The organism is Escherichia sp. GZ89 (assembly GCF_019366485.1).
Taxonomy (GTDB): Bacteria; Pseudomonadota; Gammaproteobacteria; order Enterobacterales; family Enterobacteriaceae; genus Escherichia; species Escherichia fergusonii.
Genome location: NZ_JAEOHX010000012.1, coordinates 37,702 through 49,866, shown reverse-complemented (window position 1 = coordinate 49,866; position 12,165 = coordinate 37,702). Strand labels below are relative to the sequence as shown.

Below are 12,165 nucleotides of genomic sequence, written 5' to 3'. Positions count from 1 at the left end.
AGGTAGCTCCTGTTACTCTGTTATTCCGTTCCCCGCGTCAGCGGGGATAGGCCCTGGAGTCCTCCGACTCCAGGGCATCTCAATCAACCTTACCAATCAATCCCTCCCTAGCCGAATACCCGCAACTTTCGTCATCGGTAACTAAAATCACATTTGCCATCTCCGGATCTTGCCGCTGTTCAACGCACCACTGCCTGAACGCTTCCCCTTCCAGTAAAGAAAACTCATCGCAATGTTTTTTCCACCAGCTTCGACGCACTCTGACAACGCTCATTTCCCATGCGTGAGCACCGGTGGCATAAGGCTTCACCACACCGTCAATACAGGTAGCCAGCCACAGGGAAACAGACTCCTCAGCCAGACGTGTCGACAGCTTTTCCGGGAGGTAATCGTTGATATTGGCGGCATAGCCGGGCCTGAAGTTCAGCACAAACTTATTAGCCATTGCGCGATCGCAGTAATATTTGCCCACTTGCTCCTGCTCGCTGCGGGCAAACCCTTCCGGCATTACCACGTCCTCACCGTAGACTGATTCAATCAGAAGCCGGGCTGAGTGTGGCATCTGAATAGCGCCTTGCTGACGCAGCACACGCTGCGTCAGCCAGATTCGCCCATGATCGGGGTAGACATATGCACTGTTACGCATGGCTCTGCCAAACCATTCATCGCCCGGAGAGTCGTCCCAGACGGGGGCCAGAATCAGCAATTCAGGAGGAGAACGCTCGTCTTTTCCGTCACGCTTTAACTGACCATTAATATCGCGGATATGCCGCTGTAATCGCCCCGCTCGCTGGATCAGCAAATCAACAGGGGCCAGGTCGGAAATCATTTCGTCCATATCGCAATCAACGCTCGACTCTAAGACCTGAGTACAAATGAGGACTTTTCCGGCACGCTGTGAGCTATCTTCTTTACCAAAGCGTGCCAGCGTTTCCGTTTCAATTCGCTGGCGATCGCTAAAAGCAAAGCGGCTATGAAAAAGAGAAAGGCTGGAAGCAGGAATGACGCCGCGGGCAAGTAACTGACGATAAACTTTAATAGCATCATCGACAGAATTCCGGATCCAGGCGATGCATTTCCCCTGACTTACCGCCGATTCGATATGCGCAATACACTCTTGTTCGCTATGAAGCCAACCCACGCTCACGCTACGCTCAACGTCTTTGCGCGTTGCTACTCGGTGTGAATGCACATCCGATTTCGTAACGTGCGTCAGCCAGGGGTAATCATCCTTTTCCAGGAACGGAGCTTCTTGCTGGCCCTCTGCACCACGCGCAAAGGCAGCAACGAGTTTGTCGCGCTGCTGTTGAGATAACGTGGCAGAAAGCAAAATAACGCTGTTTCCGCCACGCGCCTGCCGCTCAATCAATCCTTCAAGAATGCACGACATGTAAGCGTCACAGGCATGGATCTCATCAGCCAGCAGGATTTTGTTACTCAGTCCCAGAAGCCGCAGATTATTATGTTTAAACGGCATCACCGCCATCATCGCCTGATCCAGCGTGCCGACGCCAATTTCAGCCAGTAGCGCCTTCTTGTTACTGTCGGCAAACCAGGCCGCACATCCCTGACTGAATGTTTGTTCATCCGGTTCTTCTGACCCGACTAAATCACCGGACCAGAGTGAGTCATTAAAGCGGTCTATTAATGTTCGGGCACTGTGTGCCAGCACCAGGCTGGGGCGGGATTGTGGCGAATAGAAAGCAAGCCAGGTTTTGACCAGTCGCTCGTACATGGCATTGGCCGTTGCCATTGTTGGCAGGCCAAAAAACAAACCCTGCGCTTTCCCCGCAGCCATCAACCTGTGCGCCAGGATAAGCGCCGCTTCTGTTTTACCTGCACCAGTTACATCTTCCAGAATAAATAACTGCGGCCCGGGCCGGCTGATATCCAGTTCCAGCACCTTTTGCTGTAACGGTGTCGGGTGCTCAATAAAAGGAAACAGCGTATTAATTCCGGTGAAAGGCGCGACTTTTGCTTTTGGAGGAAAGACAGTTAAGGCGTTTTGAGCCTGAACTAAAGTTTTCTGCCAGTAATCTTCAATATCCATTGTCTGTGCGACGCGTGGAAAAAATCGCGTTGACGATCCCGTCCAGTCTGCAAGTACGACGGTTGCAGAGATATACCAGGAAAGTTGTTTTATAAGTTCAACGCCCTCGTCCTCATCCCAGAATGCGGGGATCTCGATGAGCGGAAACAGTGGTTTGATTGCAATGAGAAAATCTCGTGCAGCAGCTTTATCTTCAGGCAGAAAATTATCCAGTTCATCAATACGGTCAGGAGGCCGACCATGATGCCCGGTAGTTACGGGCATCCACATATCTATTACCCGTTTGAGCTTGCGCGGAGAGAGTGAAGATGAAGGAAGCAACTCTTCGCATCCTCTTAAATAATGATGCCACAACCAGTAACCCAGCGTTGAATGAGAGATCTTTTCGTAATTCTTTCTTGCGCCTTCCGGAACCTTGAGTTGTGGGTGCAGGTAAAGTTGCTGAAATGAGCGGGCAAATTTTCCAGTATCGTGCCTGCACAACAACCAGGCGAAAAATTGTGCTGCCTGCTTCGTGTCAGCGAAACCTAATTGAAGAAAATAGTCAGCCAGCCCGAAGCAGTTGCTTTTAACCATTAAATAGCCCATTGCGGCTACATCCAGCGAATGCCAGCAAAGAAGGTGATAGTCGTCACCACCCTCTTTCTCGCCACGTCGGGTTTTTCCCCAGAAATCAAAGAAAGTCACAATGTTTTTATCCTTCAGTGAAACTTAAAGGATATTTACGCATATATTAAAAATTATCTGTGATATATATCAGCCAATAAAACATTTATATTATGAATAAATTGATGATTTTCATTTGAAATTCATAATAATAAATAGAGACAAAATATTCACATAAAAAATATAAATTTAAAAAAGGGTGCAGGAGACCAAACCATCACAATTCAGTACGCGGGGTTTTACCCCCGCGTGGTGGCTACTTCTTCGATTCGTAAGCGAGAACTGCCTTAAACTCCATACCACGTTCTCTGATACTCAACTCACACAACGAGTCGCCTACCATCAGCGTGAATCCCAGTACTGTACAACACAGTACGATGATTGCCACAAGGGCATATTTTGTCAGCATGTCTTGCCTCCCTGCAAAGAAGAGACTAACATCCGAATTGCTTAGGTTCGAACGCTGGCCTCAGGTTGATAGAAATATCGCCTGGGGCTTTTGTCCATCTGGAACCTCGCGAATGCTTAACGCCAGACAGCCTCAAGCACCCAACGCCATTCTATACCTGTTAATTTCCCCTGCGATGTTCACCTTTAAATGCCGGAATGCTGCTCGCAAAATAAAAACGCCCCCATCATTTCTGACAGAGGCGTTTAATTTATCCGGCAATATATTTACCCTTCGTGTAATCCACATTCCCTTTTTAAGCCAAAGAAACGTGTTTCTTCTTCCGCCATGCCGGGTTCCCATTTACGGGTTGTATGGGTATCGCCCACCGATAAATATCCTTCGTCCCATAATGGGTGATATTTCAGGCCATGCTTTTGCAGATACTGATATATCGTTCGGTTATCCCAATCGATAATCGGCAGCACTTTAAATACGCCACGCTGAATTGCCAGCACCGGTAAATTGGCGCGGCTGCCGGATTGTTCACGGCGCAGGCCAGCAAACCACGTTTGCGCATTCAGTTCTTTCAGCGCCCGGTTCATCGGTTCGACTTTGTTGATGTCATTGTACTTTTCAATGCCTTCAACGCCCTGTTCCCACAGTTTGCCGTAGCGTGCTTCCTGCCAGGCGGCGCTTTCGGTAGCACGGTACACTTTCAGGTTGAGCTTGAGTTTGTCCGTTAACTCGTCAATAAAGCGGTAGGTTTCCGGGAACAGATAACCGGTATCGGTGAGGAGCACTGGAATATCCGGCCGAATCTGATTCACCAGATGCAGGCTCACCGCCGCCTGAATGCCGAAGCTGGAAGAAAGCACATATTCACCGGGCAGATTATCCAGCGCCCAGGCAACGCGGCCTTCAGCGTCCAGTTTTTCCAGTTGGGCGTTAGTTTCCGCCAGCGCCAGAATGCGATCTACCTTCGGCAGTTCGTTCAGGGCGTTTAGATCGAGTTTGGACATAGATTCCTCACTGTTTGCCTTGCCTGATGCGACGCTCACGCGTCTTATCAGGCCTACAAGACCGGGCTGATGGTTAATCCCACAAATCGCGCGCCGGATCGAGCACCGGGCGAATGATGCCCGCACGCACCGTAAAGTCGCCGAAGCCTTCACCCGCTTCGCGCTCTTTCGCCCAGCGCCCTATCAGTTCATCAAGCGACGCCAGGATTTCCGGCTCGGTGATGTTTTCTTTATACATCCGTGGGATACGTGTCCCAATGCGGTTACCGCCAAGATGCAGGTTGTAGCGACCCGGTGCTTTACCCACCAGGCCCACTTCCGCCAGCATCGCGCGACCACAACCGTTCGGGCAGCCTGTTACACGCATCACGATATGCTCATCGCTGACACCATGTTTCGCCATTAAATTATCGATGTTGTCGATAAAAGACGGCAGGAAACGCTCTGCTTCCGCCATCGCCAGCGGGCAAGTCGGGAATGACACGCAGGCCATCGAGTTTTCACGCTGCGGCGTGACGGCATTCATTAACCCGCTCTCTTTGGCGATCTTCTCGATCTTCGCTTTCTCGCTTTCCGGCACACCGGCGATGATCAGATTCTGGTTCGCCGTAATACGGAAATCACCTTTGTGGATCTTCGCGATCTCCAGCAGGCCGGTTTTCAGCGGACGCCCCGGATAATCAAGGATGCGACCATTTTCGATAAACAGCGTCAGGTGCCAGTTATCATCAATGCCCTTAACCCAGCCAATACGATCTCCGCGTCCGGTAAACTCATACGGGCGAATCGGCTCGAATTTGATCCCCGCGCGACGCTCCACTTCCGCTTTAAACGTCTCAACCCCCACGCGCTCCAGCGTGTATTTGGTTTTGGCATTTTTACGATCGGTTCGGTTACCCCAGTCACGCTGAGTTGTCACGACGGCTTCCGCCACCGCCAGCGTATGCTCTAGCGGCAGATAGCCAAACTCACTCGCCGTGCGGGCGTAGGTTTTCTTGTTGCCGTGTTCGATAGAAAGCCCACCACCCACCAGCAGGTTGAAACCCACCAGCTTGCCGTTTTCCGCGATCGCCACGAAGTTCATGTCGTTGGCATGCAGATCGATATCGTTCTGCGGTGGGATCACTACCGTGGTTTTGAATTTACGCGGCAGGTAGGTCTGACCGAGGATCGGTTCTTCATCGGTGGTGGCGACTTTCTCCTGATCGAGCCAGATCTCCGCGTAGGCGCGGGTACGCGGCAGCAGATGTTCAGAGATTTTCTTCGCCCACTCATACGCTTCCGCGTGCAACTGAGATTCAAATGGGTTCGAGGTGCAGAGTACATTACGGTTCATGTCGTTGGCGGTCGCCAGCGCATCAAGACCGACCGAGTGCAGCATCTGGTGTACCGGTTTGACGTTCTTTTTCAGAATGCCGTGGAACTGGAACGTCTGGCGGTTGGTCAGGCGAATGCTGCCATAAATGGTGTTTTCACCGGCGAATTTATCAATTGCCTGCCACTGTTTAGTGGTGATCACCCCACCCGGCAGACGGCAGCGCAGCAGCATCGCATGACGCGGTTCCAGCTTCTGTTCAGCACGTTCCGCGCGGATATCGCGGTCATCCTGCTGATACATACCGTGGAAACGGATCAGCAGGAAGTTGTCGCCCTTAAAGCCGCCGGTCAGACCGTCGTTTAAATCTTCCGCAATGGTCCCGCGCAGGTAGTTGCTCTCAAGCTTCATGCGCTCGGCGTCTGTCAGTTTTCCTTCGACCACTAAAGGCCCTGGATGTTTTTCGTTCATTAGTAGACATCTCGCTGATAACGGCGCTCTACGCGCAGCTCACTTAAAAATTCATCCGCCGCTTCGGTGTCCATACCACCAAATTCGGCAATCACTTCCAGAAGTGCCTGTTCAACGTCTTTCGCCATGCGATTAGCGTCGCCGCAGACATAAATGTGGGCACCGTCATTGATCCAGCGCCACAGCTCTGCGCCCTGTTCGCGCAGTTTATCTTGTACGTAAACTTTTTCTTTTTGATCGCGCGACCAGGCAAGATCGATACGTGTCAGCACGCCCTCTTTGACGTAGCGCTGCCACTCCACCTGGTAGAGGAAATCTTCCGTAAAGTGTGGGTTGCCAAAGAACAGCCAGTTTTTGCCCGGCGCTTCGTCAGCGGCACGTTGCTGCATAAAGGCGCGGAACGGCGCAATACCGGTGCCCGGACCAATCATAATCACCGGGGTTTCCGGGTTAGCGGGCAGGCGGAAGTTATCGTTATGTTCGATAAAGACGCGGACTTCGCCCTCTTCTTCCACACGGTCCGCGAGGAAGCTGGAGGCACCGCCAGCACGGGCGCGGCCTTCCACGTCATAACGCACCACGCCAACGGTGACGTGTACTTCGTTCTCGACTTCCGCCTGCGAGGAGGCGATGGAGTACAGGCGCGGCGTCAGCGGGCGTAGCAGGGTGATCAACGTTTCAGCATCAAGCTGTGCCGGGGAAAAACGCACCATATCGACAATCGGCGTGGTCGCGGCGTAATGCTGCAACTTCGCTTTATCGCCCACCAGCGGCAGCAGCGTTTCACTGCGGGTAAGCGTGGCGTAGTTCTCAACGATGTTGGCGGTGTTGACGGTCAGTTCGAAGTGCCACTGTAGGGCCTCGTTCAGAGGCAACGTTTTGCCCTCGACGGTGACAGGTTCATCGCCTTTCAGCCACAGCAATTCGACAAGTTCTTTCACCAGCGCCGGATCGTTCTGATACCAGACGCCCAGCGCATCGCCAGGCTGGTAACGCAGGCCAGAGTCGCCCAGGTCAATTTCGATATGGCGAACGTCTTTTTCAGAGTTACGCCCGGTAATTTTCTGGTTAACCGAAAGGCTCGCCACCAGCGGCGCGTCTTTGCTGTACGGGCTGGTGTGGATTTCATTTACCGCGCCAGTAGCGACGGATTGCGAAGGTGCCGCGACAGGCGAACGCGATTTAAGAGCATCTACTACGCGGGCGCGCCACTCGCTGGCAGCAGCCTGGTATTCAACGTCGGCATCGACACGGTCGAGCAGGCGTTCACCGCCCAGTTCCGCCAGCTTGCTATCGAAATCTTTCCCGGACTGGCAGAAAAATTCATAAGAGCTATCGCCGAGACTAAACACGGCAAACGCGGTGTTTTCCAGCTTCGGCGCTTTTTTGGAGAACAGGAACTTATGCAGCGCGACGGCCTCTTCCGGCGGTTCCCCTTCTCCTTGCGTTGACGTCACCACGATAAGCAGTTTTTCGCTGGCGATTTGTTTGAATTTATAGTCGCCCGCGTTCACCAGCTTAACGTTCAGTTTTGCCGTCAATAAATCATCGCGTAATGCTTCAGCAACCCGGCGCGCATTGCCGGTTTGCGAGGCGGAGATAATAGTTATACCCGGCATTTCTGCGGCGGGCACTGGCGTCGCTACAAGCGCAGCAGGCTGCTGGTTGAGCACGCCCCAGAAATAGCCAGAAACCCAGGCAAGCTGGGTGGGAGTTAAATCGGTCGTGGCCGCCTGAAGGCGTGCCAGTTGCTCCGGGTTCAACGGAAGCAACGCGGAAGGTGGGACCTGTGTCGTCATGCGTCGTTATGTTCCAGTAAGCAAAGCTGTTTCTGCGCCCTGTCAGCGCCCATAAAACAGAAGAGAAGGTAAGGTTAACGGGGTGAACGGTGTGGATTAAAGACGGGATAGCGATAACTAATAACCAAATCGACTAACCTGTTTTAGCAATAGTCTTTAACAACAAAATAGATTAACCAACCTAATGAAAAACAAATGAATTTAGCCAATCATTAAGATAAATCAGCGATTTTGCGCAACAAAGTCGTTTTAGATAATGCGAAAAAACAGCCTTTCCGGTACTCTACGGCGGTTTTATCGTCCTGTAGAGAAATTATGATGTCCACCACGTTATTTAAAGATTTCACCTTCGAAGCCGCTCACCGCTTACCACACGTCCCGGAAGGGCATAAATGTGGTCGCCTGCACGGGCATTCCTTTATGGTGCGACTGGAAATTACCGGGGAAGTCGATCCGCATACGGGCTGGATTATCGATTTCGCTGAACTGAAAGCGGCGTTTAAGCCAACTTATGAGCGCCTCGATCACCATTATCTCAATGATATTCCAGGTCTGGAAAACCCAACCAGCGAAGTTTTAGCAAAATGGATTTGGGATCAGGTTAAACCCGTTGTGCCGCTGTTAAGTGCGGTGATGGTAAAAGAAACCTGCACCGCAGGTTGTATCTATCGCGGCGAATGATAAGAGTGTGTCGGCGGTCAATTTCCCTTAAGTAACGCTATGTTAGGGTGTTGTGTTCTGGATATCTGGGGCATGACATGGAAGACGACTGCGACATTATTATCAGCGAGGGTTTGACTGAATTTAACCAACTTGTGATGCAAGTTGAACGGGAGAGTGTGAATTCGCTCGAGACCTACTCAAATGCGTAATCGGGGAAGGCCGGGCGGAAAAATGCCCGGTTTACATTTACAGGAGAACGTATTTAATGAAATTAGGTATTATCGAGAATAAAAGTAAAAGCATGATATTAACTTATTGTTTTAATCTAATATTTACAATATAAAAAATTACGTTTTCCAACCATAAAGACAATATTTATTAATTACCTACAGGATAACCGAGTTCTTTTAGCTCTTGTCTGTATTTTATCCTAATTTTCTGAAATCGTAATACTCCCTCTTGAAAATCAACAAGTTCATGGCCTGTTGAGTACAGATAATCTTTATAACTCACCAATTCATATATTTCATGTTGCAACTCTTCATTCTGAGAGTTGTAAACCATTTCAGATAATTTTGATAAAAATGCAATATTTTGACTCACGCCGTTCAGGAGGCATTCTTTTTCCATTAACGTAGACATTAAATTTCCTCTTAAATTGGAATTTTTACGTTTGATAATATTAGGTTGGTATCGTCGATATTATCGGATTATTCGTGTTGGAGCTGGGAACTCAGCGCTGCACTTAAAGTATATGTATCTGAAGCCGGTTTATCCTCACTGGCGCGGGGAACTCTTGAGACATCGCAACGTTAACAATCTCGCCAACGGTTTATCCCCGCTGGCGCGGGGAACTCACACCGTACAACGCTCACGATACGAGCGGCACCGGTTTATCCCCGCTGGCGTGGGGAACTCAATTGCGTAAGAGTGACGTTTTTATCGTTACGCGGTTTATCCCCGCTGGCGTGGGGAACTCAAAACGCCCAGTAAATGGCGAATTACAACCGGCGGTTTATCCCCGCTGGCGTGGGGAACTCTATCCGAGGAGCGCGATCTCATACTCCGCAGACGGTTTATCCCCGCTGGCGTGGGGAACTCTCTAAACATAACCTATTATTAATTAATGATTTTTTAAGCCAGTCACAATCTACCAACTTTACAGGATCACACAAACAACACATCCATTATGTTAAAGAACACTTAATCCATTGATTAAAAAAGTAAATATTTAAAATAACTCTATACCCACTAAAATCTACCAAACTTTACCGCAATAATTTTCACTCCAACGAAAAATTAACGCCACAGAATTTGTAGAGAATGATAATGATTAGTCCAGAATGGGCAAAATGGAGTTTTTTCAGAGGCGACAAAGAATATAAATGAGTGGAAGTCTTTACAGGTTCCACCCATTTATAACGCTTATAAATGTTTAATCAGGCAATATTTAAATATTTATGTGTTTGCATCGATAAACGCCAGTTACGCGCAATACAGGTTTCAATGCACAAACGTGTGGCATCGTCCTTCTGGCTAATTGGCTGCAGTGCAATGACTCGTGGTTTATCATCGGTCAGCGTTGCCAGTAGTTCATCCAGTGCTTCAATATCACGTACGCGTCCCACTGGATGCTTGATTTCGTTGGCTCGCTCCAGTGCCTGTGACAACACTTCATAGCCGCCGCGCATGTTCAGCTTTGGCGATACGGTAACCCAGGTATTCGGCGTGCAGCGTACTTCATGAGTACCGCTGGTTTCGATCTGGCAGCTAAAACCGTTCTTTTCGAGCAGGTCAGTCAGTGGCAGCAAATCATGAATGCAAGGCTCACCACCCGTAATCACCACATGCCGCGCGGTGTATCCCTGACGACCAATGACAGCCAGCAAATCTTCACTGCTCGCCGCCCCCCACTTATCACTCTCTTTGGTCTTCGCCAGAATGCTGAAAAGGGAGACTTCCCGATCCTCAAGCTTTTCCCAGGTGTGTTTGGTGTCGCACCAGGCACAGCCGACCGGGCATCCCTGTAAACGAATAAAAATGGCGGGGACGCCGGTAAAGTAACCCTCACCTTGCAGGGTCTGGAACATCTCGTTAATCGGGTACTGCATAGCATTCTCTGTGAAGTGGATAATTGTTAATTATTGCAGATCCTGCCACAACAATCATGTCTTATTAACATTCTGTTACAGGCAGGTTTAAGGCAAAAAATGGATTAGATCATAAAGAATAAAATGAAGTGGCGTATTATGTTTTAAGGAATTAATTAAAAGGGATTTAACCATGCTCAGAATATTCATCGTAATTATATTTATTTTCAATTTATCAGGCTGTGGATATAACGATATTCAAACCTATGATGAGCAGGTTAACGCTTCCTGGTCTGAGGTATTAAATCAATATCAACGTCGCGCCGATCTTATTCCTAATCTTGTCGCCAGTATTAAAGGTTATTCCAGCCATGAACAAGAGGTACTGGAAGCCGTAACATTGGCACGTAGTCAGGCTAATCGCGCCAGTAGCGCTCTTCAGCAAACTCCGGGAGATGAACAAAAATTACAAACCTGGCAACAAGCTCAGGCGCAGGTGTCTCGCACTCTCGGTCAGTTAACGATAATTAGTGAACGTTACCCTGAGCTAAAGGCCCAGGAACTCTATCAAAATTTGATGGTACAGCTCGAAGGAAGTGAAAATCGAATTGCCGTTGCGCGAGGAAGATATATTAAAGCTATTGAACAATATAATGTCACTATCCGCAAATTCCCCGCAGTGTTAACCGCAAAGGTCATGGATTACACACCAAAGAAAAATTATTTGCCGGATGATGTCGCCGCTGTGAGTAAAGCCCCGACAATAGATTTTAGCCAGAATACTAATGCTCATTAAGCGGGGAAGTCCTGTGCGAATTTTTATCTTCCTTATGGCTTTCTTTTGTTCATCTGTGTTTGCCATACAAATTCCAGTGCCTGAATCACCCAGGTATGTGAATGACTTAACCGGTAAATTGACGAACGATGAAGTAAATACTTTGACCAATCAGATTAAAGAGCTGACGCAAAAAAGCCACGCACAACTGGTCGTGTTAGTGGTTGAAACAACGGGCGATGAAACCATCGAGCAGTACGCTACGCGGGTATTCGATAGCTGGAAACCGGGTGATAAAGACCGCGATGATGGCGTTCTACTGTTAGTCGCCTGGCAGGATCAGGCCGTGCGTATTGAAATCGGTTACGGACTGGAAGGCGTTATTACGGATGCGCAGTCCGGGAAAATTATTCGCAACAGTATTATTCCGGCATTTAAAAATGGCGACCTGGCTGGCGGCTTGCAAAAGGGAATAAGCGATATTGATAATCGTCTGACCGGGAATAATTTAGCAACGATAACACCGACCGATCACCCTTTGCCCTTTAACGGTTGGTGGGCTTTGTTAGTCTGGGCAATAGTACTGACCTTTATTTCGGCCAGAGGATATTTCAAAACGCTGGGACTAATTTGCTTCACAGCTATTGTACTGGCCTTTGTTTTACCTATAGCAGGTTTCAGCGGAAGCTGGGGAGTACTCGCAACATTACTCTGCTTCGCTACACCGTTCCTGGCTGTCGCTATCGCTTTTACCCCCTTCGGCAAAAAGGTTCGGGATTCGATGCGTAGTGCCAACCGACCGTCACGTTACGAAAGAAGTAACTCGGCCTCCTGGCGTTCTTCATCATCGTCGTCATCTTCCTCTTCATCCTCTTTTGACAATGATAATTTCAGCGGCGGCGGCGGTTCATCTGGCGGCGGTGGCG

General features: G+C 49.4%; 8 protein-coding genes, 2 pseudogenes and 1 CRISPR repeat array. Of the genes and pseudogenes, 3 read left to right on the top strand and 7 right to left on the bottom strand.

Features of this window, described 5'->3' with window-relative positions; all coding sequences use genetic code 11:
* Positions 1 to 79: 79 nt before the first annotated feature.
* The 5 genes and pseudogenes from cas3 to cysJ all read right to left on the bottom strand — a co-directional run bounded on the left by cas3 (position 80) and on the right by cysJ (position 7,711).
* A pseudogene (gene cas3 / locus K0335_RS17610) lies at positions 80 to 2,780 on the bottom strand (CRISPR-associated helicase Cas3').
* A 192-nt stretch (positions 2,781 to 2,972) separates the two neighbouring features.
* Positions 2,973 to 3,125, bottom strand: coding sequence for a Hok/Gef family protein (locus K0335_RS17605; RefSeq protein ID WP_000956458.1), 153 nt, complete (start codon positions 3,123 to 3,125; stop codon positions 2,973 to 2,975).
* Between the two features lie 266 nt (positions 3,126 to 3,391).
* On the bottom strand, positions 3,392 to 4,126 hold the full coding sequence (cysH, locus tag K0335_RS17600) for a phosphoadenosine phosphosulfate reductase (RefSeq protein WP_046083134.1): 735 nt from the start codon (positions 4,124 to 4,126) through the stop codon (positions 3,392 to 3,394).
* Between the two features lie 73 nt (positions 4,127 to 4,199).
* Positions 4,200 to 5,912 (bottom strand): assimilatory sulfite reductase (NADPH) hemoprotein subunit, encoded by a 1,713-nt coding sequence (gene cysI, locus K0335_RS17595; RefSeq protein ID WP_104920141.1) that lies wholly within the window; start codon positions 5,910 to 5,912, stop codon positions 4,200 to 4,202.
* A complete protein-coding gene (gene cysJ, locus K0335_RS17590; protein ID WP_104920142.1) occupies positions 5,912 to 7,711 on the bottom strand; it encodes an NADPH-dependent assimilatory sulfite reductase flavoprotein subunit in 1,800 nt (599 codons plus the stop codon). Before cysJ ends, cysI begins: the two co-directional genes overlap by 1 nt.
* 318 nt (positions 7,712 to 8,029) lie before the next feature.
* On the opposite strand from cysJ, the gene queD reads away from it, so the two are divergent.
* Entirely contained in the window at positions 8,030 to 8,392 is a 363-nt protein-coding gene (gene queD / locus K0335_RS17585) for a 6-carboxytetrahydropterin synthase QueD (protein ID WP_000108294.1), read from the top strand.
* A 360-nt stretch (positions 8,393 to 8,752) separates the two neighbouring features.
* On the opposite strand, the gene K0335_RS17580 is transcribed toward queD, so the two are convergent.
* Entirely contained in the window at positions 8,753 to 9,016 is a 264-nt protein-coding gene (locus tag K0335_RS17580; protein ID WP_000105745.1) for a hypothetical protein, read from the bottom strand.
* A gap of 64 nt (positions 9,017 to 9,080) precedes the next feature.
* Positions 9,081 to 9,475: direct repeats of the CRISPR family, unit length 29 nt; unit sequence CGGTTTATCCCCGCTGGCGTGGGGAACTC.
* Between the two features lie 338 nt (positions 9,476 to 9,813).
* The gene (gene queE / locus K0335_RS17575) at positions 9,814 to 10,485 is read right to left on the bottom strand and encodes a 7-carboxy-7-deazaguanine synthase QueE (protein ID WP_001199973.1); all 672 of its coding nucleotides are present in this window, start codon (positions 10,483 to 10,485) and stop codon (positions 9,814 to 9,816) included.
* 172 nt (positions 10,486 to 10,657) lie between these two features.
* On the opposite strand from queE, the gene K0335_RS17570 reads away from it, so the two are divergent.
* The gene (locus tag K0335_RS17570; RefSeq protein ID WP_000944223.1) at positions 10,658 to 11,260 is read left to right on the top strand and encodes a LemA family protein; all 603 of its coding nucleotides are present in this window, start codon (positions 10,658 to 10,660) and stop codon (positions 11,258 to 11,260) included.
* Between the two features lie 13 nt (positions 11,261 to 11,273).
* Positions 11,274 to 11,945: pseudogene (locus K0335_RS17565) on the top strand (TPM domain-containing protein); the annotation flags it as partial.
* Between the last annotated feature and the right edge of the window lie 220 nt (positions 11,946 to 12,165).

What these genes read in the sequence shown, in the direction of transcription:
- cysJ (WP_104920142.1), bottom strand. Translation starts at nt 7,711, where the DNA reads ATGACGACACAGGTCCCACCTTCCGCGTTGCTTCCGTTGAACCCGGAG.
- K0335_RS17605 (WP_000956458.1), bottom strand. Translation starts at nt 3,125, where the DNA reads ATGCTGACAAAATATGCCCTTGTGGCAATCATCGTACTGTGTTGTACA.
- K0335_RS17570 (WP_000944223.1), top strand. Translation starts at nt 10,658, where the DNA reads ATGCTCAGAATATTCATCGTAATTATATTTATTTTCAATTTATCAGGC.
- K0335_RS17580 (WP_000105745.1), bottom strand. Translation starts at nt 9,016, where the DNA reads ATGTCTACGTTAATGGAAAAAGAATGCCTCCTGAACGGCGTGAGTCAA.
- queD (WP_000108294.1), top strand. Translation starts at nt 8,030, where the DNA reads ATGTCCACCACGTTATTTAAAGATTTCACCTTCGAAGCCGCTCACCGC.
- cysI (WP_104920141.1), bottom strand. Translation starts at nt 5,912, where the DNA reads ATGAACGAAAAACATCCAGGGCCTTTAGTGGTCGAAGGAAAACTGACA.
- queE (WP_001199973.1), bottom strand. Translation starts at nt 10,485, where the DNA reads ATGCAGTACCCGATTAACGAGATGTTCCAGACCCTGCAAGGTGAGGGT.
- cysH (WP_046083134.1), bottom strand. Translation starts at nt 4,126, where the DNA reads ATGTCCAAACTCGATCTAAACGCCCTGAACGAACTGCCGAAGGTAGAT.